Raw genomic sequence first — 26543 nt, 5'->3', positions numbered from 1 at the left:
GAATAAAAGAGTACCCCGGTGGACGGGAAGCTTACGCTGTACGCCCGTCCTCATTCTGCTGTAGGACGGTCTCGCCCGGTTGTAGTCCCGTCTCGCGCCAGCGCTGCAATGCGGCCCTTAATGCCTGAATCTCCTCCTCAAGCTGACGGATGCCGCCGCTGTCGGCAGCCCGCTCCTGCTCCAGACAGCGCGCCTCAAGCGCCGTCATACCGAGCAGTTGAATACCGCCCCGCAGTCGGTGCAGCGCGTCCTTCAAGGGTGTACCGGGGTCCTTTCGCCACAGCGCAATATCGCCCAGCGTCTCCTCCAGCACGGTTATCTGCAAATCCAGAAACGTTGCCAGATGCTCACCGTCCAGCAGTGCTGGGGGTAGCGAGATGGAATATGACGAAGCAACCGGCGATTTACCGGAGGTGGCCAGAGGGGCAAGCAGATTTTCCAGCGCAACCAGCGTGACCGGCTTGAAGATACAGTCGCGCATGCCTGCTTCCCGCGCCTCATCCCGCACGGATTCACGCGCGTCCGCCGTCATGCCAAACACCGTGACACAGGGGTAATGTTCATTGATGATGCGCGACAGGGCATAGCCACTCATCTCGGGCATGTTGCAGTCGGTGATCACCGCGTCCGGCTGTCGGATTGCCAGGCTCTCAAGCAGCTTTGCCGGGCTGTCGTGCTGGGTGACCGCATGCCCCAGCCACTCAAGCTGCTGGGTAAGCAGCATCCGCCCGACCGGATTATCATCTACCACCATGATGGTCAACGCTGCGCGTTTGCCGGGTGGCACACAAGCTTTAGTCTCTTTCTCTGGCAGTGCGGCCATGACGGGCAGCCTGAGCGTCACCGTGACCGTTGTCCCCTCTCCCGGCACGCTATTCAGCGTGAGATCCCCATCCATCATGTCCGCGAGCTGGCGGCAGATATAAAGCCCCAGCCCACTGCCCTGCGCCCGGGTACGGCTCTCACCCTGACTAAAAGGCTGGAACAGACGCTGTTGCGTCGCGATATCAATCCCCTCGCCGGTGTCTGCTATTGTCAGCTCCAGCAGCATAAACTCGCCGTTCTGCCATTGCGGCTGCGCCCGCAGCATCACCTGACCGTGGTCGGTGAATTTAATGGCGTTACCCAGCAGGTTGGTGACGATCTGACGAAAACGCATCACATCGATCAATATGTCCCCTTTCAGGGCGGTATCCATTTCCAGCAGCAGCTTCAATGATTTCTGCGCCGCCAGCCCCTCAAACTGCGACACCGTTCCTTCAATCAGGTTTCGAAGCGAGGCGCGCTCCGGGCGGAGCACCAGACGGCCGGACGCAATACGCTCCACATCCAGGATATTCCCGATAAGCAGCAACAGCGATTGCGCCGCGTCCCAGGCGACCCGTATCGACTGCGGGTTTTGCGGGGCATGGTCGGGACGTTTCATCACCAGCTCCAGCATGCCGATAATGGCGCTGACGGGCGTGCGAATTTCATGGCTCATGGTCGCCAGAAAGGCGCTTTTTCCCCGACGGGCTCGCTCTGCGCGCTGTTTCGCCGCGCGCAGCGTCTGAATGAGCTTGCGGATGCGCGCCTGTTGGATGCGCCGCCGACGGTAGATCCATCCTGCCACCAGCGCCAGCAAGGCCAGACCGGCGGCGGTGAACGTCACCAACCACGTTATCGACAGCGCCGACGTCGACACAGAGGCAAACGCATTGCCCGTATTGCTGCCGCGCGTCAGGGCGTGGAGATCTTCCGGCGGGATGTTGATCAGCGCTTTATTCAGAATGGTGATCAGAGGCCAGGCCTGCCGCGATGCGCCAAAGGCAAAGCGCAACGGTTCGGCATCGATGCTGGCGAGAATTTTCAGTGAGGCAAATTCTTTGCGGGTGAGCTGGGCGTTGGCAATGATCAGCGGCACCACCATCATGTCGTTTTGATCCTTCACCACGCTGTTAAAACCCTGCCACCAGGTATCGACCTTCGCCGTCTGGCCGCTGTTTTGTCGGCCAAGCCAGCCATCAGGCGCTTCACCGCGCAGGCTCACCACGCGGGGCTGAAGCGCCTCCTTCCCCGGGAGCGCACGTCCAACCATAACCCAGGAGTTATACAGCCAGGTTCGGGTGGTGAGGAGATCCGCCTGCCAGATCCCCTCCTGCGTGACGCCTGCAATCAGCTCGGCCTCTCCGCGATTTATAGCTCTGAAGGCGGCGGCCTGGCTGGGATAACGGCGGATTTCAAAGGTAAACCCGGTACGCAGGCGGAGCGCGGTCAGCAGATCCGCCAGGATGCCGCGCAACTGCCCGCGCTCGTTGAAAAAGGCAATGGGGGCGTTATCCTGCGCCACCGCGACGCGGATCCGGGAATGTTCTTTGATCCATTTATGTTCGAGCGAGGTGTAACGCGGTGGCTCTTCGCTCAGGGAGAGCGGGATCCCCCCGCTCCAGCGACGGTGGATCTCCACCCCCGCGTTCTCCGGCAGCGCCGTCAGCATCTTGTTGAGGATCGCGATCCAGACCGCCATCTTTGGCATCGCGGCGAACGAGAATCCCGACGCCTCGAACGTGTCCGCCACCGGACGAATGCTGAGATTGCTTAAATTGGACTGACTCGCCAGATAGCGCGCGGTGATCGCATCGCTGAAGAACAGATCGATTTCGCAAAACGCCAGCGCCTCCAGCGCATGCCGCGTGGAGGAGAAATTCACAATGTCAGCCCCCGGATAACGGGCCAGCACGTCGCTGCTGCTATAGACAGGCGAAACGGCGATCCTTTTCACCGGCTCATCGGGCGAGGCATCGGTATTCACCACTTCAACCGGGATGTTGTCGCTGTAGGGCACACTCAGCATCAGCCCCTGTTTTTGCTGGCTATCCCCTGCCTGAGGCATAAAATCCGCCTTGCCTGCCCGCAATGCTGACAAGGCATCGTCATAGGTGGGATAACGCACCACCTCGATCTCCAGACCGAGGTTTTCCGCCACCAGCCCGGTGAAATCCGCATTGATACCACCGTAATCATTCAGCCCGGTGGTGATGTCGTAAGGGGGCATCATCGGCTCCCAGACCGCCAGACGGATTTTGCGGTGTTCGCGCACCCAGCGCCATTCGCTACCGCTGAGTCCCGGCTCGATCACCTTTTCATGGCTACGCGCCAGCAGGCGAAGGGATTCCCCCGGTTGCGTGGCGCACACGGTAAAGGCAATACAAAAAAGCAGGATAAAGGTAACGGCTCTCACGTCTCTGGCTCTGAAGTATCAATAAGATCGAAAAGTTGTTCAAAATGCGCAAAGCCGCTTTTTTTCATCATTCGTGCCTTATAGGTGCTGATGGTTTTGTTGCTGAGCGCCAGCCGGTCGGCAATCTCCTTGTTGCTTTTGCCCTGCTTCAGATAGTTCAGCACCGCGATTTCACGATCGGAGAAACTCGCCAGCAGCGCCCGGGTATCATGTTGTATTTCAGTAGCCTCGACGATTTTCGTGAATGTCTCTTCCGGGAAACAGTGATAGCCGTCCAGCAGCAGTTGGCAAACCGGCTCGACGCGCTCCAGCGCCAGGCTTTTATTGATAAACCCGCTCGCCCCGGCCTTCAGCGTACGCAGTGCGTAGATCCCCGCAGGCTGGTTGGTATAAACCAGCACCCTGAGCGCAGGGAAGTGGTGCTTGATACGCGGAAGAAGATCCAGCCCGTCAGCGTTTTTGAGTTCCAGATCGAGGATCAGCAGCGACGGCTGTTCACGATGCAGCAGCGCCAGCAGGTTCTCGCCGGAGGATGTCGTCACGATAAAATCCGGATTTTTTTCCAGCAGCACCTTGAGCGCAAAGCAGATTGCCGGATGGTCATCCACAAGCAGTATTTTTGTCATTGGTGTTTATTCTTTCCTGAGGCATTAACGGCTCCATTACACGCTATACACCATAGCCTACCACGTGTTGAATCAGGACAAGGTTTGTCTGGTTTGAGAATAATTCAGAAAAAATACGAAATACACGACCACAACCTACTTTTCATTAGGCATAATGATTTAAATAAATGGGTTTGGAATTTAAATGCCGGATATAACAGGGTTGGTTTCATGCAGCAAAACGTTAAACCTGTCCTGTGATGAAAAAGGTTCTGGAAACCTCAGTCACGAACTCGAAATCACTTATCAGGCCATGAGAATGACTCAGAAAAACAGGCGGAACAGAACTTTCTTTCCTTCCAAAACAAGCTGTCTGGATGCTTTGTATTTTTGTTTTATCATCCTTCCCCTCAATTAATGAGAGCAGGAAATGCATACCATCCGAATGGATGCTGAGCGTTTTTTGATTATCAACATCTACAATATTAACGCTTCCCGTATTCGTCCTGAGCTGATGAAGCGCATCGTAAACATCTGACCATAAGGGGAAGTCCTTTTTACTTAAACCTGTATTTGCGCAAAACAGGGAAAGCTTCATTTTCATCGTTTGTCCTTTAACAATGTTGTTTGCTACGTATTTTAACATGGAAGATGAACAATCCAGAGCAGGATAAAGTGATGTCGCTGGCAAATTACACATTTTAGGAATTTTATGGCCTGCGTTCTGGCTATGCCTGCCATCTGCTCGCCGATATCAATGCTCTGCTACTGAGCAGCCCAGTAAATAATTACTGGGCTAACAGGAATGTCAATTTATGAAGAAATATTAAATCGCAAAATGCTATTAGCGTTTACGATTATGATTTGACATTGATACGCCGTCTAGAACTTACTTTTAATATTTTCGTATTTTTCATTATAACTATCCGCATTGCCAATACCTCTTCCCTGAATAATTTGCACAGTAGCTGAAATAACATTTTTTACTTTTTCATCTTTACTCATCTCAATATAGAGCCTTTCTGATACACCAGACTCTGTCCCACTTATCATGTTAACCACTGGGATATAAGATGAGGCATCTCTGGAAACATCCGTTTTAGAATAGATAAGCAGAAGGTTACCCTCATCCGTGAACGTCATACCATCAGGATTACCTAATAAATTTATTACTTTTGTTTTATCACTACCTTTTTCTAATTCTGTAAATGCCAAATTACGAGCACTTACATAATCAAGATTATATTTATTAGGATTATGCAAATCTTTTACAAAGATACCATGATTAATGACAATATTATCAGACCCATAGACTACTGAAAGAACTCTATGTGCATAAGTGCCGGTCATGCCGTTCAAAAATCCTGTATATGAAGCAACCGAAAGCTTCCCATCAGGGAATGTTTTCTTTAAAGCAGAGCGGGATTCATCTTTTTTTCCAATAACACTGGACAAAGAAGAGACATTTGTTTCTCCGTCTATTATTTTTGAATTAATTAAAGCATCACTGTTATTCTTATCAGACAATAATTCACTACCGCCGTTAAATGCAGAGCAAGCAGTCAGAAACATTGATGCTACAGCAACACTTAATAGTAATTTTTTTGACATATTTAAATATCCTTAATAAATTTTATCCTAATTTAGAAGGCACCATAATGCCCTCATCCCACAAGGATTCCGAGCAGGTGCTCAGAACCGCTATTACTAATTTTTTCAGTAATACTGATAATCCCTTTGTATTACCCCTTCAGTCTTCAGTTTGGAGAATCTTTTGCTGCCGCTGCCCGCTCCCAAAACCACGCCGCCCGGCAGTTTTGTCCTGGCTGGCTACTCATCCACAGGTCGCGTCCGATATCCGCAACGATTTTATCGCCACTCACCTGCGCACTGTTCAGGCTGGCGTCCCGACCGCTGTAGTAATCGTCGAGGGAAAGATCCCGGCGCAAGAGGCGGGATCTTTATTGCTACTCTTTTCTTAGATATACCAGTAAACCATTTGTATTCTTTATCCTCTGTGGATAATCAAGACGCTGAACTATTGTATCTACAGTAAAATCATCATCAAAATCGGCAATAATTTCCGTTTCTATTACCGATGCAAGCTCTTCATCGTCGTCATCAACTTCACCTTCAAAATAAAAAAGTAAGCTAATGTTTTTACCAGATAATTCAGTAATAACGGCTCTAATGTTAGGGGTAACGTTTCCCAACAAAGCCCTCTGCAATGAAAGTCTCAGGTACTGTTCATTAAATGCTCGCTTCGCTTCATTTAAACTCGGAGAATTTTCCCCGCCAGAAAAATCTGGATCAGCCGATTGCACAGGGTCATCTTCCCATCCACATACTGGACAAATTTCATAACAACCCGGCTCATCTATTGTCTTATTTGCACAGCATGGGCAAGGATAAGAGCCATTATTCATCATTGCTTGTTCCAATATTCGATACCTTTCTCTGGTTTAAACATTGTACGCGGTACACCATTTATATCTTTTGAAGCAAAGACATTAGTTGCGGGATTGTAATACAGCGTGTCTCCGTTAGGGCGAACTTTAGTCAAAGTACCTGCCGGTGGGGTTGTCATAAAATTATGGGCAGCATCCACATATTGCTTAGCATGCTGATATCAGGAAACTCTTTCCCATGTTTTGTCCAGTGCCCATATCCAGCGTGGAGGCGCTCTTCAGCGCGCCGGAGCTGGTGATATCCGTCCCGGAGACGGTCAGGCTGTTGCCCTGAACGGTGCCGGTATTGCTGAATATACCGGTGTTAATCCGGGTATCCGCCACGGCGGCTAATGCGCCATGGTTCGCGAGGCTGCCCGCGCTGACGGCGAGAGATTGCCCGGCGGTTGTGCTGCCTTTCAGTTGGCTGTGGCCAGACGTGGTGAGCGTGATGTTCCCGCTGGCATTTGTTGTGCTGCGGCTCTCCTGCGTCAGCGTCTGCGCGTTGAGGGCAATCTCGGAAGCACTGAGATTTCCCTGCTGCACCAGCTCGCCTCCTTTGACCAACAGCTGCTGACCCGCCACAACAGAACCGTTAAGCGCCGCGTTTTTCTCAGCATTTACGGCAAGATGACGACCCGCGCTTGCCTGGGCATCTGCACTCTGGATCAGGGTGGTCGCGGCAAGCGTAGCGTCATTTGCTGCCGTGAACGCACCGCCGTTTTGCGTCAGCGTGCCGCGGGTTGTTAACTGAAGGTTGTTATCGGCGGCAACGTGAGCCTGGTCAAGCGTCAGCGCCGTCTGGCCGGAGACCGTGACGTTGCCACCCGCTTTATGGTCCCCGCGTAACGTTACGTCCGCCGCGCTGACCGTGGTGCTACCGCTGGCAAGGGTATTTTTCAGCACCACTTTTCCCGCGCTGCTGAGCGCAATATCCCCCTGTCGCGCATTAAGGTTGCCCAGGTTTACGCCCACCCCCGTTTCACTGGAGACCAGACGGATCCGGTTTGCGTACATGCCGCCCAGCGCGCCGGTGTCTACCGCGACCTTCGGGGCTGTACCTTCACCTTTTAACGCACTAACGCTGCCATCCGCCGCTACGCGGTTCGCCCCTGCAACGACACGTAAATCTTTCGCATGCAGTTGCGCGTTGATCTCCGTCGCACGGGAGATGATCGACACCGCATCGCTCTGCGAGCCATTGAGGCCCGCGCCCTCGATGGTGACCGCCCCCTGGGTTACATCAAGAGATTGCAGCTTACCGCTGGCATCAAGCACCGGTTTACCTGTGGTGAGGGTCACATTCGGCGTGTTGATAAATCCGCAGCCGTTACAGGTGATACCGTAGGGATTCGCCACGATGACGTTCGCCGCCTTGCCGGCCACTTCGGTATAGCCCTGCAAATTTGAGCGGTTAGCGCCGGTGACTTCGTTGATGATGCCTTTGGCTTCCTGCCCGGCCTTCAGGTTGGGGTTATTCTGGATAAGCCCGCCAAGCTGAGTCTGGTTAAGCTGCCCGGTCGCGTTATTGAGGATCAGCCCCTCTTTCCCGACGTTGTAGTCGTTGTATTTGTTATGGGAAATACCGGACTGGTTCGGCGTGGCGATGTTCACCACCGGCACGCCGTTAGCCGCCTTATCCATCTGCGTATTGCCGGACGGGGTGATGGATGCCGCCACCGCGGGTAACAGCGGCTGCGTCGCCAGCAGAACGCTCAGTAACGCGCTCAGCGCGCGCTGTGAAAAACGAACCTGATCCTGTTTCATCATCCCTGTCCCTTAGAAAGCCACTGATACGCGGTAGTAAATCGTGAGGTGATCCGGTGCCAGCCAGTCCGGATACGCCATCGGTGTGCCAACGGTAAACTGGCTTGAATAGCCGCGATGAGCCGTCGTCAGACCAAACGCGGCGCCCCACAGCGTGCCGGAGGCGTAACGGTCAAATCCGTCCTTCTTCAGCCAGCCACCGTCAACTGCTGCCAACAGGCCAACATCCCCCACCCACGGCAGCGTAAAGAGCGAATAATTGAGTTCATTTCGCCAGTAACCGCCGTTATCACCGGAGAGGTACTGCTCTTTGAAGCCGCGCACGGAGGTCTCTCCCCCCAGCGTCAGGCGCTCGCTGCCGTACAGCCGGTCCGGCGACCACTGAAAATAGACGCTGGTCAACCACCACAGCCCGTCAGCAACCGGGCGCTGAAAACTGCCGTTGACGCTCCATTTGCGGAACTCGGCTTTCGGCACATCGCCATGTTTGTCGTTATCATCTTCGGCGCCAAACCACGGCACACCCTGAGTGAAGGTCGGGTTCAGGGTCGCCACGCCGGAGGCAATTTTTTGCGTGTGGTTAAGGCCCAGGGAGAAACTTGAAAGTTTGCGGCTGCTGGTAGCCAGCAGAACATCGTCGAGATAGTTATGGTTGATGCGGTGGGTGATGCCCGCCGACACGCCGGTTTTGATATCGCCATTGCGGAACAGGACCCAGGAGCCATTCAGACGGTGGGTTTCGGTGTCGCCCGTCGAACGCCAGAGCCAGCCGTTATTATTGATGGTGCTGAGGTAGTTGCTCCAGCTGTAGCTGTAGTCCAGCAAGCCGTAGCCGTAAGGCACGCTGACCCCGGCGGCAAAATTCTGAGCATCATGGCTGTTCGAAAAATCGCTGCTGCGCCCGCCGCTGATAAACCACTTATCCGCCAGCCCCAGCAGGTTATTGCCGTACAGCGCGCCATTGAGCTGTCCGGTACCGGTACTCTTTTGCCCGCTGTTATCGAAACTCACTGAACCGCTGAGCGGGAATTCAGGCGAAGCCGTCAGATTGACGATTGAATAGCCCTGCCTGTCACCAGGCAAAATTTCTATTTCAACCGGCGTCTGGCGCACGCGATTAAGCTGCTCCATGCCCTGTTCGATATCGCGCAGGTTAAGAATTTTCCCTTCGAGGCCAGGGAAGGTCATGCTCAGCGTGCGGGTGGGAACCCCTTCAAGCCGGATTTGCTGGAGTTTGCCTTCCAGTACCGCGAGATGCAGTACGCCACCAGAGAGATCCTGCTCGGTTAAAAATGCGCGGCTGGTGATATACCCCCGGATGATATACCAGTCAGAGACGGCGTTGGTCAGGGCGTTGAGACGCGCCATATCAAGACACTGGTTCACCCACGGCGCAACCAGGCGATCTTTGGCTAACGGAGAAAGAAGGGTGGTACCCGTCAGCTCAATGCGCGAGATAACAAAACAGGGACCTTGCGGAGTCGCAGCACTGTCGGGCTGAACAGGACGCGGTAATACCAAGCTGCGCTCCAGCTCTTCACGCTGGCGCTGGTTTTCATCCAGCAGCTGCTGCTGTTGCTGCTGAATAGTATTACGGTCGGCCGGAGACAGGGGGGCCGCCTGCGCAGCACCTGCCAGCAAGGCCATGCCAGCCAGCACCTGTAGTATCGACGTTTTCCCTGTCATCACTGCCACTCCTTGCTAAAAGTCCGTTTTCAGACTTGCCTGTCAAAAAACGCGCAACTTATGTCAAAAAGTAAACAGTGTAAATACACACATTTAATTTAAGGTCTATTTTGCTGCATTTTCAGAATTTAGCGGGTGACACTGCGTAAATCTAAAGAAATCCCCCATCGCGCCGATCATCATCCGTGTGTATTATTTCCTGTAGCGTTTCCAACAACTAACCTTAACTCAAATACTTAAGCGCCAAAGCGAAAGGCATCATGAGCACACCGATCAAACGGCTAGAAATCATTAAAAATGCCATTGAACTGGAAGATGACGACATCATTCAGAGCCAGCTAACCCGGCTGAAAAATGAAGCGTTTGACGATGAGCTACAGGCAATCGTCGTGGCGCTTGAGCAGAAAAACTACACTGCGGCCATCGCCGCGATCGTCGCGTGGCTACAAAGCCAGCGTGCCGTGACGCCATGGCGCGATCCGCAGGTCGCCGCGAGTAAACTGGAACTGAAAGCGCTGGAAGAGCGACTGCGCGATCTGATTGACCGCCGTAACGCGCGCGTACAGCAGCTTGATGAGTTCAACGATCTCTATTTCTCCCGCCTGGGCCCGCTGATGCAGCAGATCCTCGCCCTGCGTAAAACGCTGGCTGAGCTGAACCTGCGCCGCCAGCAGGCTGAGGCGCGTCGTCGCGAGGAAGACTACCGCCGCTGTCAGCGCTACATGGCCCAGGCCGTGGAGGTGCTGGCAACACTCACCCAGCGCTGGCGCGAACTTCCTGCCGATTCCGTACAGGCAGCCGAGGCGCGTAAGCATCTGCAGCAGCAAAGTAACCTGATTGCCAACCTGCTTGCCGAGGCGCTGGAGCTGGAGAGCGGCTTAACGCGTGAGGAAGAGCCTGCGCGTCAGGCGCGTGACGAGGCCAACGAAGAGTATGAGAAATACCGCGAGCAGCATCAGGATGCCGAAGTGCGTCTGCGTAAAGGGAAAGATCTTTCACAGGAGGATCGGGACGAGCTGAAACGGCTCTGGCGGCAGGCGAGCAAGCTGTGTCACCCGGATCTGGTGGCGGACGATTTGAAAGAAGAAGCCAACGCGATGATGGTGCAGCTCAACCAGGCTAAACAGCGTGGAGACGTCAAAGCCATTCGTTCTCTGGTGGCGCGCCTGCAGCAGGGCTTCGAGCCGCTGATGGCCAGCGACAGGCTGAACGATCTGGAGCGCATCCGCAAAAAAATGGCTCAGGTTCGCGAGCAGATCGACACCTTAGTGAACGAGCTGGCAGAACTGGAGAAAGAAGAATCCTGGCTGCTGGTGTCGTCGCTCAGCAATATGGAAGCGTACTTCGCTCAGCAGGAAAAGGCGCTGAACGAGGTCCGCGCCTCGCTCGAACATCAGGTGAGCGAAGCGCAGCTCGATTCAGCAGCGTAATTATTTCGCGTGCCAGTACGCGCTGGCACGCACCAGCTGCTGATCGATAACCTCAGTCTCAAACAGTCGGCTCAGGTTTTTAACTACCTTCCCTTCCCCGGTCAGCCAGATAAAGTAATCTTCCGCCGGAACGTTCAGCGACGCCAGCTGCTCAACCACCGCCTGCTCGCTGTGGCCGATCACCCAGGTGATGTTGAACGCGCTCAGGTGCGCCAGATAATCCTTGTATGATTCATCCCCGACGGTGACCACCGCGTGAAGTTCCGGGCGTTTCGGCAAGCTGGCGATGCCTTCCAGGCGGCGACGCAACGCCGGCATCCCGGACTCATCGCACACATACAGCTGCCAGGCGTAATCCTCCGGTACCACCAGCGAACCGCGCGGGCCACCAATCGTCAGCCTGTCGCCCACTTTCGCCTCTAGCGCCCACTGGCTGGCAACGCCACCGTCATGCACGAAGAAATCGAGTGCCAGCTCATGCTTCGCGGCGTCGTACAGCGGCGTGTAATCCCGGCTTTGCGGGCGCACGCCGTCGCCCCAGTCAATGCCCTCGTCGGTGACCACCGGTGGCACAAACGTCGTTCCCGGGGCCGGGAAAAACACTTTGGTGTGATCGTCGAAACCGCGGGAGCTAAAGCCCTCCAGCGCTTCGCCGCCTAAAACTATGCGCTGAAAACCAGCGCTTACGCGCTCAACACGGAGCACGGTCAGTTCACGAAAACGCAGTTCGTTACGCACGCGTTGTGGATAGCGGGTGGTTGCCATGTTAAGACCCTTCTCAGGTGAATACGATATATCTAAATTGATTTTAAATGATAATGATTGCTAATCAGCAAGAATGCAAGATCTTTTAGATTGCATCTGAATATATCTTAGATATAGTTTAGATATATCAATTTACGAGGCACACTATGCGACACGAACATGATGGCGGCGGACGTCGACCACGCTTTTTTGGTCACGGCGATCTGCGGCTGGTGATTCTGGATATTCTGACCCGCAACGCGAGCCACGGTTACGAGCTGATCAAAGAGATTGAGAACCTGACCCAGGGGAACTACACCCCGAGTCCTGGCGTGATTTACCCGACGCTGGATTATCTTCAGGATCAGGCGTTTATCACCATTACGGAAGAAGAGAATGGGCGTAAGCGCATTGCCATCAATGCGGCAGGACAGCAGTGGCTGGAGGAAAACCAGGAACAGCTTGAGCAGATTCAGGCGCGTATCAAAGCCCGCGCGGTCGGTTTCCAGCTACGCAAAAACCCGCAGATGAAGCGGGCACTGGATAACTTCAAAGCGGTGTTAGATCTGAAGGTGAATCAGGGAGCGCTCAGCGACGCGCAGCTTAAGCAGATCGTTGGCGTGATCGACCGCGCGGCGCTGGAGATCTCCCAGCTGGATTAAGCCGGTGCGTGCGCGCTCACGCGGAAGACGCGTACCAGCTCTTTCAGGTGCATCGCCTGCTCGTTGAGGGAGGCCGCCGCGGCAACAGACTCCTCCACCAGCGCGGAGTTTTGCTGGGTGGTGGCATCAATCAGGCCAATCGCGCTGTTAATCTGCGAGATCCCCTCCGTCTGCTCGTGGCTGGCCTGGCGGATCTCACGCAGGATCACATCCATCTCTTCCACGTTGCCCACCATGCCGTTGATAAGCTCGCTCGCCTTCTCGACCAGGTTCATCCCGTCCTGCGTCTGGCTGGTGGAGCTTTCAATCAGCTCACGGATCTCACTGGCTGACGAAGCACTCTTCTGCGCGAGCTGGCGCACTTCACCAGCCACTACCGCAAATCCACGACCGTGCTCGCCCGCCCGGGCCGCTTCCACCGCCGCGTTCAGCGCCAGAATATTGGTCTGGAAGGCAATGGCATCGATCAGGTCGATGATGTCGGACATCCGGTTCGAGGTCTCGTTAATCAGGCGCATTTTGCTGGTCACCTGCTTCATCATCTCACCGTTGTTTTTGACCACCTTCGCGGCATCTGCCGACAGGTTGGTCGCTTCTCCGGTATGCGAAGCGGTGTTTTTCACCGTCGCGGTGATCTGCTCCATCGAGGCGGCGGTCTGTTCCACAGAGCTGGCCTGCTCTTCCGTGCGCGCAGCCAGATCCTGGTTCCCGGCGACAATCTGCGCGGCGGCGCTGGAGATATTCTCCGAGCCGGTCTGCACCTGCTGCACAATGTCCAGCAGACGCGTTTTCATCTCCATCAGGGCATGCAGCAACAGGCCGGTTTCGTCTTTACCGTGCGAGGTGATACTGCCGGTGAGATCGCCATCCGCAATCGCCGCCGCAAAGTCCACGGCCTGGCCCAGCGGACGGGTAATGGAACGCACGATAAACCAGCCAATCAGGCTGCCTGCCGCCACGCTGAAGAGGGAGATGAGGATGAGCAGCAGACGGTTGCTCCTGAAATCACTTTCCACCTGCACCCCGGCGTTCTGCATCTCAGTGTTCTGAATCGCAATCAGCTGCTGCACTTTGGCTTTATAGGCCTGCTGCAGTTTGAGGGTGTTGGTCATCATCTCCTGAAGCGCCCCGGCGCGATCGTGATTCTGCACCGCCTGCAAAATACGATAGCGCGAGTCCAGATACTGCTGGCGCACGCCGCGTATCTCGGCGAGCACCTGCTGCGATTGCTGATCCTGCAGCACGTTGTTCAGCTCACCGAGGAGCACCGTGATGTGCTCACTAATCTCTTTAAGATGCTGCTGCGACTGCGCCGTGTACGTTCCCTGTTCATCCAGCAGCATGAGCTGCTGAGTGCTAATAAATTCCTGGAAGTTATCGATTAACTGGTTCGCTTTTACCGTGGTTGGATAATCACTGGTAATAATGGATTGCATCCCGTTGTTTGCCCGGTTCAGACTCATTAAAGACAAACTCGCGCTCACCACCATCAGGACAATAAAGAATCCAAACGCCAGAAATAATTTCGTGCCGATTTTTACGTCATGTAAGAACATATTTACTCCATCGATGTGATTATTTCTCAGACGATCACCGTTATCGGTAACGAAACCGCTAACTTTATGACTTTGATCGTTTTTTTATTTCATAACCATCACAATGGATAGGCAGAGGCTATTAATATAGCCGTATCGATCGTTACTCAACCACCAGACGGGGCATTTATGAAATAGCATCGGGGAAAAATGACTTAGGCAGGGATAAATAACTGAGGCACTTTCTTTAGTTACTTAATATAAAATTAACAATAAATCGCAGGAATAATTACAAATGAAGCGACGAAAGCCGTTTACGCCTGGCAGAATAAACGGCTTTTCTGGAACATTACAGACTCAATGGAGAACCGTCACTGCATCCTGAAGACGTCCGGCCCGGTGTTTTACCATCGCGGAGATCTGCGCACTCTCTTCAACCAGATCGGCGTTTTTCTGCGTGATGCTGTCCAGTTCAGCCACCGCGCGGGTTAACTCCGAAAGCCCGGTAGCCTGTTCAGAGGTGGCATGGCTAATCTGCGCAATCAGCTGAGTGACGTTTTTCACCTGCTCAACGATATCATCCATGGTGCGTCCTGCGGCGTGTACCTGCTCGGAGCCGGACTGTACCTTGCTGGCGCTGGCATCAATCAGCTTACGGATATCATTGGCGGCGTTAGCGCTGCGGCTGGCAAGATGGCGAACTTCCCCTGCCACCACCGCAAAGCCTTTGCCCTGCTCACCGGCCCGTGCCGCTTCTACCGCCGCATTCAGGGCGAGGATATTGGTCTGGAAGGCAATATCGTTGATCAGGGTGGTAATGGAGCCGATACGCTGGGTACTGTCGGCGATATCGTCCATGGTTTTGACTACCGTCTGCATCGCGTTCCCGCCTTTGGTCGCCGCACTGCTGGCGGCTACGGAGAGCTTATCGACCTCGGTGGCGGTTTCAGAGTTACTCTGAACGGAGGCCGCCATCTGGTTCATCGTCGCCACGGTCTGCTGCACGTTTGCAACGGTCTGACGCGTGCGGTCGTTCAGATCCTCATTACCCTGTGCCAGCTTGTCGCTGCCGTCGCGCACGCTCACCACCTGGCTTGATACGTCATTGATTAGCCAGCGACACATCAGCCCCAGTTGCCCCACCGCGCGAAGGGTCAGGCCCAGTTCGTCGCTGCGGTTCAGGTGCTGCACGCTATTGCGCTCGCCGGTTGCCACCTTCAGCGCCTGTCGCGCCACGTTCTCTACCGGCCGGACAATCTGCTGTTCAAACAACAACGTGCCCAGCAGCATCATTATCGCTGCTGCGACCAACGACACCCAGCCTGCTGAGGTTGCCACCAGCGTAGCGGCGAGCGCGCCAAAGAGCACCGCCATCACGCCGCGTACCCGCCAGCGCAGCGGCATTGCCGGTAGTTTTCCGAACCAGCCCTGACGCACCACCAGCCCTTTATGGATCCGTTTAGTACAGCGTCCGGCATTCAGGGCCTTATAGAGTGGCTCCACGGTAGCGATCTCTTCTGCCGTCGCTTTGGTGCGAATCGACATATAGCCGGTGACCTTCCCGTGGCGCACCATCGGCACCGCGTTGGCGCGCACCCAGTAGTGATCGCCATTTTTACGGCGGTTTTTGACAATTCCGCTCCACGGCTCGCCCTGTTGCAGGGTGTACCACATATCGGCAAAAGCGGCTTTAGGCATATCAGGATGGCGCACCAGATTATGCGGCTGACCCATCAGCTCATTAAGCTGATAGCCACTCACCTGAACAAAGGTGTCGTTAGCATGAGTCAGATAGCTGTGGACGTCTGTGGTAGACATTAAGGTGGTGTCATCGTCCAGAAGATATTCATTCTGGGTGACATAGGTTGGAGAGGACATCGTGAGCATCCCTTGCAGGTTATTTGAATGTTAATTTTGTGGTTTATTGTTTTTTCGGCGGTAAACAATTTATCTTTAGTTGTTAAACTTGATGGAGATCGCAGATTTCACTTAAACCGCACTTTTTGTGAGATTTTATAATTGATTGATTTTAAATACTTTCACAATGAAATTACCTGCAAAGGATGATCTGTTAACGCCCACTTAAGTCGCACCGCCTGCACCCCCCTGGTGCAATTGACCCCATCCACGTCTTCCTGCCCCCGTTTTCCGTACCGCTAAATCCCGTCTGGAAAACATCGGCATGATTAAATATTGCGCAACATTATTTTAACCTGGCGTTTATCCCGATTTTCGTTAAGTCCGCTGAAGTGGCGTAATCCCTGCAATACTTAACGCAGTATCATGTGATACGCGATCCCCGGGAGCATATTTTGAACAGGTTACCTTCCAGCGCCTCGGCTCTTGCCTGTACCGCGCACGCACTGAATCTCATTGAGAAGCGAACGCTTGATCATGAGGAGATGAAACAACTTAACCGAGAGGTCATCGATTACTTTAAAGAGCACGTCAATCCAGGTTTTCTGGAGTATCGCAAATCTGTTACCGCCGGCGGGGATTACGGAGCCGTAGAGTGGCAAGCGGGAAGTCTGAATACGCTTGTCGACACCCAGGGACAGGAGTTTATTGATTGCCTGGGTGGTTTTGGCATTTTCAACGTGGGGCACCGTAATCCAGTAGTGGTTTCCGCCGTACAGAATCAACTCGCGAAACAACCTCTTCATAGCCAGGAACTGCTCGACCCGCTTCGCGCCATGCTCGCGAAAACGCTGGCAGCCTTAACACCCGGCAAACTGAAATACAGCTTCTTCAGCAACAGCGGCACGGAATCGGTCGAAGCGGCGCTTAAGCTCGCCAAAGCGTACCAGTCGCCGCGCGGGAAATTCACTTTTGTCGCCACCAGCGGCGCGTTCCATGGTAAATCCCTGGGCGCCCTGTCTGCGACCGCCAAATCCACCTTCCGCAAACCGTTTATGCCGCTGCTGCCGGGCTTCCGCCACGTGCCGTTCGGCGACATTAATGCCATGCGCACCGTGCTCAGCGAATGCCGTAAAACCGGCGATGACGTAGCTGCGGTGATCCTGGAGCCAATTCAGGGCGAAGGCGGCGTGATCCTGCCTCCACAGGGCTATCTGCCTGCCGTACGTCAGTTGTGCGATGAGTTTGGTGCGCTGCTGATCTTCGACGAAGTGCAGACCGGCATGGGACGTACCGGCAAGATGTTCGCCTGCGAGCACGAGAATGTTCAGCCGGACATTTTGTGTCTGGCGAAAGCGCTCGGCGGCGGCGTAATGCCGATTGGTGCGACGGTTGCCACCGAAGAGGTCTTCTCGGTGCTGTTCGACAACCCGTTCCTGCATACCACCACCTTTGGCGGTAACCCGCTGGCCTGTGCGGCCGCGCTGGCCACCATCAACGTGCTGCTGGAGCAAAACCTGCCTGCGCAGGCGGAGCAGAAAGGCGACATGCTGCTGGACGGTTTCCGTCAGCTGGGACGTGAATACCCGGATCTGATCCAGGAGGCACGAGGTAAAGGGATGCTGATGGCCATTGAGTTTGTTGATAACGAAATCGGCTATAGCTTCGCGAGCGAGATGTTCCGCCAGCGGGTGCTGGTGGCCGGCACGCTCAACAATTCCAAAACCATCCGCATTGAGCCACCGCTGACGCTGACCATTGAGCAGTGTGAGCAGGTGCTGAAGGCGGCACGTAAAGCGCTGGCGGCACTGCGCGTGAGTGTGGAAGAGGCGTAAAAAAACGCCGGGTGGCGCTGCGCTTACCCGGCCTACAACACCAGCCCGGTAAGCGTTGCGCCACCGGGCTGCTTTTTATCGGTGAAACTCCGCCACCGTCATGGTAAAGCGCAGCACCTTTTTTCCCTCATTGGCATAGCCGTGCGCGGCTTCCGTTTTCGCCACCGCCGATGCCCCGGCAGCAACCTGCGTAACCGTCTCGTCCACCGTCAGGGTTAATATGCCTTCGTTCACGTGCAGCAGCTCAAAGGTACCCGCCGGATGCCCCGAAGAGGTAAAACGCTCTCCCGGCTGCATCTCCCACTGCCATAGCTCAATCATATCCGGGCCCGCGGTTCCTGCCAGCAGTCTGGCACGTCCGCCCTTTTCCCCCTGCCACAGCACCGGGATCGCGGCTTCTTCGATAACGTGCACCAGCGGCTCGCTGGAGACGTTAACGATATCCGCCACTGAGATACCGAGCGCGGCGGCCAGCTTGCACAAAATGGCGATGCTGGGGTTGGCTGCGCCCTTTTCGATCTCCACCAGCATGCCTTTGCTGACGCTGGCACGCCGCGAGAGTTCATCCAGCGACAGTTTTTTCTCTTTACGCCAGTTGCGTATGCGGTTCGCTACGGCCAGGCTTACCTGGGCGATATCGGCACCCTGTTCAGTCATTATATTGACTTTTTCAGTCATTGGTCACTACCATGGTATAAAACAGTCAATACAGGATTATTTATGTCTCTCGTTACGCCGTCAATAGACCCGCGCCTTGCCGCAATTGCCCCGGGCTTTCGGGCGCTGAGCATTCTGGTTGAAGCTGCGCCGATTACCCACCCGGAAGTCGCTCCGGCCGTGCTCACGCAAGCCTGCCAGCAGATGCTTAATGATGATGTGCCGTGGGCTGACGCGCACCTTTCCGGCTGGGATGAGGTATTTAAGGCCTTCGGCGCAAAACCGAAACGTACGCCCTGCTCGGCATCCGCCTTACGTAAGCGGGTCTTAAAAGACGGCTCGCTGCCACCGCTCGATCCGGTGGTGGATATCTACAACGCGGTGAGCATTCGCTACGCCATCCCGGTTGGTGGAGAAAATCTTGCGACTTATTCAGGCGCGCCGCGCCTGACGCTGGCGGACGGCAGCGAACCGTTTGATACCTTCAAAGAGGGGCAGCCGGTGGTGGAATACCCGGAGCCGGGCGAGGTTATCTGGCGCGACGACCTCGGTGTTACCTGCCGTCGCTGGAACTGGCGCCAGGGTATACGGACGCGTCTTGACAGTCAGGCGCAAACCATGTGGTTTATTCTGGAAAGTCTGCCGTCAATGCCGCTTACGGCACTGGAAGAAGCCGGAGCGGATCTGATTGATAACCTGCAACGTCTGATGCCGGGTGCAGTGGTGCACAGGCAGTTACTGACCCTGTAAGAGGATAAAAAATGTTTCGTGGAGTCAGCGCATTTCCGTTAACGCCCCTGAAAAACGGCACGTTTGATGAGCAGGCCTTTACGCATCTGCTCTCTCCTGTGGTTGAGGCAGGCGTGGATTCACTGGGCATTCTTGGCTCGACCGGGAGCTATGCCTATCTGACCGTTGAAGAGCGTGCCCGGGTGACACGCTGTGCGGTGGAACATGCCGGTAACATACCGGTTATCGTCAGCATCGGCGCAATGCGGCTGGACGATATTCTGCGTCTGGCTGACGACGCGCAAACGGCCGGAGTCTCCGGCGTGCTGATGGCACCCGTGTCGTACCAGCGATTAACGGATGAGGAAGTATTCAAGCTCTATGAAACGGTGACCCGCCAGCTCTCCGTACCGCTGTGCATTTACGATAACCCTGCCACGACCGGTTTTGCGTTTAGCGATGAATTGCTATTTGCCGTCGCGTCTCTGCCAAATGTAGGCTCCATCAAGCTTGGCCGCGTGCCGGAGGATCTGTCGCAGGTACGTGCCCGGCTTCCTGATACGGTCACACTGGGTATCGCCGGTGACTGGCGGGCAGCCTCAGCCTTGCAGGCCGGGTTTGACGTCTGGTATTCGGTTCTCGCGGGGTTGTTCCCAAAAGCGGCGCTGGCGATAGCGCGTTCGGGGAAAAGTACAGAGTCAGAACGGTTAGAGCCGCTATGGGATCTGTTCCGTCGTTACGGTAGCGTAAGGGTCATCGCGGCAGCGGCGGAAATGAGGGGAAAAGTGGCAACACCCGGCTTGCCGTTCCCGTTGCAGGCAATTCAGGGAGAGCCGCGCGAGGCGCTTTCAGCGATCCTTGCGGAATTGGAACTGGCCTGAAAAACGCCGGGTGGCGCTGCGCTTACCCGGCCACACCGCATCATTCATAAAGTAATCATTCTCAGGAATGGTTGAGAAAGCAACGTCCCCGCCCTCGCAGTTTGTCCCTCTGTCTACGTGTAATTAACCCGGTAAAAATACGTCTTCTCGACTCTTAATAGAAATCAGAAGATTGAATAATAGTAGCGCTAAAATTATAATGCTTAGATTCATTTGCGAGGACGTTTAAGCTATGCAGTACCTACTTGACGGGATAGTGCATTATAATGATGAATCGCGCATTTTAACCGATAATAAACGCGAAGTTGAGCTTTCACTGGCGACGTCGCGATTATTAAATGCACTTATTGACGCCAATAATTCTCAGGTCAGCCGTACTGAACTCCTTGAAAAAGTCTGGGAAGAACATGGTCTGGTTGCTTCTGATAACAACCTGAACCGAAACATATCTCTGTTGCGAAAAGCATTTCTTGAATTCTCGCTTGAAGACAAAATCGAAACAATACCAAAGCAAGGATTTGTACTGCACTGTCAGTGTACTCGTGTTAGTACTACACGTAGTAGCACGTACGAAAAATTTAAAAAAATCTGTTCCTCGCACAAAGGTTTTTACATTAGCACAATAGCATTAACCGTTTTAATGGTGAGCACCATCACTGCCTTTTATTTGTACCATTTAAACGATAGCACTATGCATAAATATAAGTCAGTCGGATTATGCGATGTCTATATTGACGAAAATGGCGTCAAACAAGAGAATATTGACTCATTTTTTAATACAAATTTAGGGCAAAGAATCGCATTAAAATGCCAGCAATATCCCAAAAATATCTATTTTGATGACAACAGAGCGCCTTTAAAAAGCAAGGTGTACTCAACTCACATTGCCCTGTGTGGCAAACAAAATACAGGGAAAGGACATGAATGCGAAAACTTCGTCAATATTAACAACAATTAATATTGTTTTATGCCTGTTGATGCTTCCCTTGCTTGCAATGGGAATATACAAGCTTGTTGGTGTTTATGATTACCTACCGATGAACTGTATGTCGACGGTACATATCAACTATGAAGATTCAAAAAATGTCCAGCAAGGGATTAATGGGAATATCAAAATTGTTTTCCACATTACCAACGATGGTCTCGTCACGGTCAGCGAATACGGCACGTTGAACTATTATGGTAAAGAGTATCTTGTCGATCGTACAGGAAACATGACCATCGACACAGACGTGCAAAACGGATTCCATAAAGTTACGAAAGGTAAATTTCTTGCTAATCCGCAGGATAATGCACCTTCTGTGCTGATTGAAAAACTCACCACCAGCCAGCCTGTCCTGCACTATAAGATCCAGAAGCTTGACCCCAAAACCTGGAGAATAAGCGATTTGCAGCGTGCCATATTTATTTGCCGAAAATGAGTTTATTGACGCAAGCACATGACTCATTGTGCTAATGTTATGATTGCAAGACAGATGTATAGATTGTTAAATCAAAAAATAAAACTCGCACTTAACTCTTAACAAAAATCCAACCAGAAAGCAATTGGAGCAACCGTACGTTCATCTAAACAAACACTCTACACGCCAAAAAAGCAGAACAAAAACCTTATTAAATGTGATTTTTCTTGATTTAATTCTACTTCCTCTGCTTTTCTCATACTCTTCCCTTCACTTCTTTTATTCTGCATTTTTTTATTTTGTATTTCTAATATCCCTCATAAAAGAATTGTTTGAATTTATTTCGAAAGTATTATTTAGCCAACTTTTTGGTGACGATGCTTTTATCTGTAAAGCATAGAAATCCATTTCATAAAATGTCAAAAACCCTAACAGGCGAAGCAACAAAGTGAGAGGAAGATATGCGCGTGTTAATATTAGATCCTAACATTATAAATCAGCATTATTTGAAAACCCAAATTGAAGAGGCAGGTATTTTAACTGATGTATCTTCGAGTATTGAGGAAGTGGAAATGTTTATGTTTTCAAATAAAGCTGAACTCCTGATTATGGCATCTGAAACGCTTTCCACTGCTGAGTTACAGGCGATTCGTAAGTGGCGACGCGAAGGGCGCACTATCCGCATCATGATCCTTAACAGCAGCAACGATATTGAACACAAGGTGAAAGCGTTTGAAAGCGGCGCTGACGATTATGTTGTCAAGTCTAGTCATATTGAAGAGATTATCATCAGAATTTGGGTTTTAGTACGCCGGAATTATCTCACCCCTTCCAGCCGTATTACTGCAGGTAATTTAGAACTCGACTTAAACAGCAAGGTACTCTTCATCAACAAGCAAAAAATTCGACTGACCCGTTTTGAATTTGAAATTATGAAGCTACTGGTGAAGAACAAAGGCAAGGCGCTGAGCAAACGTAAAATCATGAAACATCTCTACCACGACTGGATGGGTAAAGAAAACAATACCGTCGAGGTGCTTATTGGTCGTCTGAGAAAGAAACTGGCACCCTACAACAGCGGGCAAATCAGAAATCAAAGAGAAGAGGGTTATTATTACGATCTAAACGGTGCGATCTGAGTTACACCCAGCCCCTGTGCTGCCTTGATGGCATAAAAATTAACTTCATTTAAGTACGGTATATTTAACGCTTTTAAACTCACACTTCATCAATCACAGCTTCATTGTTAAGAAAATTATATGAACAAATCTACGACCAATACGCTATCGCTTTGGTCTTTAACGACGCTTGTCGTCGGAGCGATGATCGGAGCGGGTATATTTTCATTACCTGCTGCATTCGGACGAGCAACCGGTGGGCTTGGTGCAATTATTGCCTGGGTGATTGCCGGTGGCGGTATGCTGATGCTGGCATTTGTATTCCAGAACCTTGCGCAAAGAAAGCCTGAACTCAATGCGGGCGTCTTTAGCTACGCTAAAGCCGGTTTCGGCGAATATCCGGGCTTCATTTCGGCACTCGGTTTCTGGGCGGGTACATGTATCGGCAACGTATCCTATTTTATTTTAATTAAATCAACATTAGGCGCGTTTTTCCCTGCATTTGGCGAAGGTAATACGCTGCTGGCAATCGCTGTCTCATCAGTTGTTTTATGGTCTTTTCATCTCCTGGTATTGCGGGGTATTAAAGAAGCGGCCTTTATCAATACCCTGGCCACCTGTGCCAAGATCATCCCTATTTTTGTATTTATCACCATTCTGATAATGGCATTCAAAAAAGAGATGTTTATGCTTAATTTCTGGGGCGGGGCCGCCGGAGAGCCACCTCTCTTCAGATCAATCTTTTCCCAGGTCAGAAGCACCATGTTGGTGACCGTATTCGTATTCCTTGGAATCGAAGGGGCAAGTATTTACTCGCGTTATGCAACTAACCGGAAAGACGTTGGCCTGGCGACCGTATTCGGCTTCATCGGGGTGCTGTGCTTACTGATGTTAGTCACCATGCTTTCTTATGGCGTTATGCCCCAGGCCGAGCTGGGAGCCTTACGGCAACCCTCAATGGCCGGTGTTCTCGAAAGCATAGTGGGACGCTGGGGCATGATTTTCATCAGCGTGGGGTTAATTATCTCTGTCCTCGGAGCCTATCTTTCCTGGTCATTGCTCGCCGCTGAGGTTATTTATTCCGCGGCGTTGAAAAAGAGCATGCCTGCCGTTTTTGCACGCGAGAATCGCTGGCGCGTTCCCTCGTCAGCCGTATGGTTGACGAATATCTCGATACAGCTGTTCTTAATTATCACTTTTTTCAGCGATTACGCATTCCTGTTAGCCCTTGAGCTAACCAGCGCGATGACGCTTATCCCTTATCTTCTGGTTGCCGCGTATAGCCTGAAGCTGGTTATTACACGAGAAACCTACGAACAGTGCACAAAGGGATATTATAAAGACCTGGTGATCTCTGTCATTGCCACTGCCTATGCCTCGTTGATGATTTATGCCGGCGGATTAACGTATGTGCTTCTGTCCGCCGTTATTTATGCGCCTGGCACACTGCTTTATTACATTGCTAAGCGTGAGCAAAACAAAAAAATATTCTCTGGTACGGAACGAATATTATTTACCGCCATCGTGCTCGCGGCTTTGGCCTGTATTTATGGAATTATAAACGGAAATATTACCATTTAATTACTCTCTTAAGGAGATACTATGCAAGATATACCACTGGGTGTTCACTCCGAGGTCGGCCAGTTACGCAAAGTGATGGTGTGCGCCCCTGGGTTAGCACATAGCCGTCTTACACCGGGCAATTGCGACCGACTGTTATTTGATGATCTTATGTGGGTAGAGCGTGCCCGTCAGGATCATCTCGATTTTATTAACAAAATGCGCGGATGCGGTGTTGACGTTGTTGAGATGCATGATCTGCTCTCCGAAACGCTGGCTAACCGTCAGGCACGCAACTGGCTCATCGAACAGCAGATTACTGCTGATGAAATCCCGTTGGGTTTGCTTAATGAAACACGCTCGTTCCTGGATTCGTTACCAGCAGATCGGCTGGCTGAGTTTATGATCGGCGGGCTTTCAACCTATGATTTGCTGAACAGACACAGGGGCGATAAAGAAGAACTTGAACTCGTCGGAAGAGCGACAGGGCTGCGTGAATATTTGCTCCCGCCGTTGCCGAATACGCTTTATACGCGAGATACCACCAGCTGGATTTATAACGGGGTTACGCTTAATCCCCTTTACTGGCAGGCTCGTCGTGAAGAAACGTTACTGACCACTGCTATCTATAAGTTCCATCCGGACTTCACCCGTCAGACGATCAATACATGGTGGGGAGATCCAACGCGTTATCACGGATCCGCCACCCTTGAAGGCGGCGATGTTATGCCTATTGGCAACAAGACCGTTTTAATCGGTATGAGCGAACGTACGTCCTATCAGGCCATTGCCCAGCTTGCATCTGCCCTGTTTTCGAACCCGTTTAGCCATGTCGAGCGCGTTATTATTGCCGCGATGCCGAAGCTCAGAGCGGCGATGCACCTGGATACCGTATTCACCTTTTGTGACAGAGATTTAGTGACGCTTTATCCCGCCATTGTTGATCAAATCGAAGTCTTTTCACTGATTAAGGACGACTCCCCAGGCGGAATGCGTCTGGAGCATTATTCAGAGCCGTTAACAGAGGTGGTAGCCAGGGCACTCAATTTACGCTCGCTCAGGGTCGTTGAAACCGAAGGCAATGTTTACGACACCGAGCGTCAGCAATGGGATAGCGGAAATAACGTGGTCGCCATGTCTCCAGGTGTCGTTATCGCCTATGACCGCAATACCAAAACAAACGACCGTTTGCGTAAAGAAGGCGTTGAGGTCATTGAAATTGTTGGGAGTGAATTAGGGCGTGGACGCGGTGGCGGCCACTGTATGACATGTCCATTAATTCGTGATGCCGTTGATTACTCATAAGGAAGAGAGATGTTTACACGTTCTGTTTTAATGTTGGCCGGTTTGCTGGCATTGGCTGGCTGTACTGAAAAACCCGTTGGTTCTGCCCATCATGCAAGTGCTGCGCTTTCCGGTCAGGTGATGGCGCTGTCGCACGGCACAATCACAGGGGTGAGATACATAACAATCCAAAACGACACCGGAAGCAGCGCTGCCGGTACAGTCGGGGGCGCGTTGATTGGCGGTGCTGCCGGTAATGCTATTGGTGGCGGAAGCGGCCGTCTGCTGGCGACGGCTGGCGGTACCGTTGCTGGCGCGATGGCAGGACAGTCGATACAACGAGGAATGGCGCGACATAATGCGGCTGAACTCTTTATTCGTCCTGATAACGGGCAAGAGTTCGTTACCGTGCAGCCCGCCCGTGAAGGTGAATTTGTCGTAGGGCAACGTGTAAATATTACCTCGCATCGCGGTCAGGTAGCGATCTCTCCAGCTCAATAACACGCTTTATCATATCTGCCACAACAGGATGATTGTCCTTTTCATTAAGGATGAAAATTTTTTGTGGCAGGTTTTTATCTTTTATTCATTCCATGTGACCATTTATATTCTTAAGAGGGCATCATTGTGACGACTCATCTATTACAATTTTGGAATATGGCAGCCACCCTATTTTCTATATTCTTTTTTATTGCGTATCTATTTGTTATTTTCCAGATCGTTACTGATTTATTCCGTGACAATACACTCAACGGCTTCTTTAAATCGCTCTGGATAATGCTGTTACTTTTCATCCCGCTGATCACCTCTATTTTTTATCTCATCCTGAGAGGTAAGGGAATGGCCAAAAGACAACGTGCTTACAGACTGGATGCGAATGCCGCAGCACAATATAGTCTTTGTAAATCACCAGCGGAGCAAATATCAGACGCCAAAAAACTATTAGACCAGGACGTTATTAGCCAGGAGGAGTTCGAACTCCTTAAAAAGAAAGCCATAAATTAAATCACAATGACTAAGGATGGCGTAATATCCAACCTTAGTCATTTCGTTTTAGAAAATCAGTCATCTCTGGCGCTATTAACAATTCGTCTCATGTTTTGTTAATGCGCTGGCCTATTTATTA

At 52.2% G+C, this 26543-nt stretch carries 22 protein-coding genes and 2 pseudogenes; 12 read left to right on the top strand and 12 right to left on the bottom strand.

All coding sequences use genetic code 11. The annotated features are described in order from the left end of the window. Positions 1-31: 31 nt before the first annotated feature. From EQV24_RS12965 to EQV24_RS12925, 8 genes and pseudogenes are all read right to left on the bottom strand, one after another. On the bottom strand, positions 32-3220 hold the full coding sequence (locus EQV24_RS12965) for a transporter substrate-binding domain-containing protein (protein ID WP_130626663.1): 3189 nt from the start codon (positions 3218-3220) through the stop codon (positions 32-34). Then, positions 3217-3846 carry a response regulator transcription factor gene (locus EQV24_RS12960; protein WP_061771918.1) on the bottom strand — a complete coding sequence of 210 codons (630 nt, stop codon included), beginning with the start codon at positions 3844-3846 and terminating at the stop codon, positions 3217-3219. The genes EQV24_RS12965 and EQV24_RS12960 overlap by 4 nt, the downstream gene beginning before the upstream one ends. A gap of 223 nt (positions 3847-4069) precedes the next feature. After that, entirely contained in the window at positions 4070-4429 is a 360-nt protein-coding gene (locus tag EQV24_RS12955; RefSeq protein ID WP_243649046.1) for a hypothetical protein, read from the bottom strand. A 278-nt stretch (positions 4430-4707) separates the two neighbouring features. Then, complete coding sequence (locus EQV24_RS12950) at positions 4708-5436, bottom strand: hypothetical protein (RefSeq protein ID WP_047023559.1); 729 nt, start codon at positions 5434-5436, stop codon at positions 4708-4710. Positions 5437-5582: 146 nt separating this feature from the next. Beyond that, positions 5583-5774: a hemagglutinin repeat-containing protein gene (locus EQV24_RS12945; RefSeq protein ID WP_130626661.1), complete on the bottom strand. Its 192-nt coding sequence runs from the start codon at positions 5772-5774 to the stop codon at positions 5583-5585. Positions 5775-6071: 297 nt separating this feature from the next. Beyond that, positions 6072-6251, bottom strand: a pseudogene (locus tag EQV24_RS23905) (CPCC family cysteine-rich protein); the annotation flags it as partial. Positions 6252-6488: 237 nt separating this feature from the next. Further along, positions 6489-8042: pseudogene (locus EQV24_RS12930) on the bottom strand (filamentous hemagglutinin N-terminal domain-containing protein); the annotation flags it as partial. 9 nt (positions 8043-8051) lie between these two features. Next, positions 8052-9725, bottom strand: a complete 1674-nt coding sequence (locus EQV24_RS12925; RefSeq protein ID WP_130626777.1) for a ShlB/FhaC/HecB family hemolysin secretion/activation protein — start codon at positions 9723-9725, stop codon at positions 8052-8054. Positions 9726-9985: 260 nt separating this feature from the next. Between EQV24_RS12925 and EQV24_RS12920 the strand changes: the two genes are divergently transcribed. After that, positions 9986-11155, top strand: a complete 1170-nt coding sequence (locus EQV24_RS12920) for a DNA repair ATPase (protein ID WP_013098822.1) — start codon at positions 9986-9988, stop codon at positions 11153-11155. Here the strand turns inward: EQV24_RS12920 and EQV24_RS12915 are convergent, their stop codons facing one another. Then, the gene (locus tag EQV24_RS12915) at positions 11156-11920 is read right to left on the bottom strand and encodes a siderophore-interacting protein (protein WP_129251575.1); all 765 of its coding nucleotides are present in this window, start codon (positions 11918-11920) and stop codon (positions 11156-11158) included. It lies immediately after the preceding gene. Positions 11921-12066: 146 nt separating this feature from the next. On the opposite strand from EQV24_RS12915, the gene EQV24_RS12910 reads away from it, so the two are divergent. After that, positions 12067-12561 carry a PadR family transcriptional regulator gene (locus EQV24_RS12910; protein ID WP_013098824.1) on the top strand — a complete coding sequence of 165 codons (495 nt, stop codon included), beginning with the start codon at positions 12067-12069 and terminating at the stop codon, positions 12559-12561. Here EQV24_RS12910 and EQV24_RS12905 read toward each other — a convergent pair. Together EQV24_RS12905 and EQV24_RS12900 are read right to left on the bottom strand one after the other, a co-directional pair. Next, positions 12558-14117: a methyl-accepting chemotaxis protein gene (locus EQV24_RS12905; RefSeq protein WP_058651393.1), complete on the bottom strand. Its 1560-nt coding sequence runs from the start codon at positions 14115-14117 to the stop codon at positions 12558-12560. The genes EQV24_RS12910 and EQV24_RS12905 overlap by 4 nt on opposite strands. Before the next feature lie 336 nt (positions 14118-14453). After that, positions 14454-15974: a PAS domain-containing methyl-accepting chemotaxis protein gene (locus EQV24_RS12900; protein ID WP_013098826.1), complete on the bottom strand. Its 1521-nt coding sequence runs from the start codon at positions 15972-15974 to the stop codon at positions 14454-14456. A gap of 434 nt (positions 15975-16408) precedes the next feature. Here EQV24_RS12900 and ygjG point away from each other — a divergent pair, with 434 nt between their 5' ends. Further along, positions 16409-17788, top strand: coding sequence for a putrescine aminotransferase (gene ygjG / locus EQV24_RS12895; RefSeq protein ID WP_013098827.1), 1380 nt, complete (start codon positions 16409-16411; stop codon positions 17786-17788). Positions 17789-17863: 75 nt separating this feature from the next. Here ygjG and EQV24_RS12890 read toward each other — a convergent pair whose 3' ends face one another. Further along, on the bottom strand, positions 17864-18466 hold the full coding sequence (locus tag EQV24_RS12890) for a helix-turn-helix domain-containing protein (protein WP_013098828.1): 603 nt from the start codon (positions 18464-18466) through the stop codon (positions 17864-17866). 42 nt (positions 18467-18508) lie between these two features. On the opposite strand from EQV24_RS12890, the gene EQV24_RS12885 reads away from it, so the two are divergent. The 9 genes from EQV24_RS12885 to EQV24_RS12845 all read left to right on the top strand — a co-directional run bounded on the left by EQV24_RS12885 (position 18509) and on the right by EQV24_RS12845 (position 26422). Continuing rightward, positions 18509-19195: a B3/4 domain-containing protein gene (locus EQV24_RS12885; RefSeq protein ID WP_038420663.1), complete on the top strand. Its 687-nt coding sequence runs from the start codon at positions 18509-18511 to the stop codon at positions 19193-19195. A gap of 11 nt (positions 19196-19206) precedes the next feature. Further along, the gene (locus EQV24_RS12880) at positions 19207-20055 is read left to right on the top strand and encodes a dihydrodipicolinate synthase family protein (RefSeq protein WP_029882947.1); all 849 of its coding nucleotides are present in this window, start codon (positions 19207-19209) and stop codon (positions 20053-20055) included. Positions 20056-20287: 232 nt separating this feature from the next. Next, complete coding sequence (locus EQV24_RS12875) at positions 20288-21013, top strand: winged helix-turn-helix domain-containing protein (protein WP_130626660.1); 726 nt, start codon at positions 20288-20290, stop codon at positions 21011-21013. Next, entirely contained in the window at positions 20976-21476 is a 501-nt protein-coding gene (locus tag EQV24_RS12870) for a hypothetical protein (RefSeq protein WP_058678725.1), read from the top strand. Before EQV24_RS12875 ends, EQV24_RS12870 begins: the two co-directional genes overlap by 38 nt. Positions 21477-21916: 440 nt before the next feature. Next, a complete protein-coding gene (locus tag EQV24_RS12865) occupies positions 21917-22594 on the top strand; it encodes a winged helix-turn-helix domain-containing protein (RefSeq protein ID WP_013098832.1) in 678 nt (225 codons plus the stop codon). Between the two features lie 120 nt (positions 22595-22714). After that, positions 22715-24154 carry a basic amino acid/polyamine antiporter gene (locus tag EQV24_RS12860; RefSeq protein ID WP_130626659.1) on the top strand — a complete coding sequence of 480 codons (1440 nt, stop codon included), beginning with the start codon at positions 22715-22717 and terminating at the stop codon, positions 24152-24154. 21 nt (positions 24155-24175) lie between these two features. Then, positions 24176-25438: an arginine deiminase gene (locus EQV24_RS12855; RefSeq protein WP_130626658.1), complete on the top strand. Its 1263-nt coding sequence runs from the start codon at positions 24176-24178 to the stop codon at positions 25436-25438. 9 nt (positions 25439-25447) lie between these two features. Further along, the gene (locus EQV24_RS12850; RefSeq protein ID WP_058651397.1) at positions 25448-25918 is read left to right on the top strand and encodes a glycine zipper 2TM domain-containing protein; all 471 of its coding nucleotides are present in this window, start codon (positions 25448-25450) and stop codon (positions 25916-25918) included. A 126-nt stretch (positions 25919-26044) separates the two neighbouring features. Next, entirely contained in the window at positions 26045-26422 is a 378-nt protein-coding gene (locus EQV24_RS12845) for a zinc metalloprotease HtpX family protein (protein ID WP_047023550.1), read from the top strand. The last annotated feature ends 121 nt before the right edge of the window (positions 26423-26543 follow it).

It is taken from the genome of Enterobacter sp. A8 (assembly GCF_004296595.1).
Classification (GTDB): domain Bacteria; phylum Pseudomonadota; class Gammaproteobacteria; order Enterobacterales; family Enterobacteriaceae; genus Enterobacter; species Enterobacter cloacae.
Note: the sequence above shows the minus strand (reverse complement) of the source record. Positions and strands in the feature narration are given on the sequence as shown.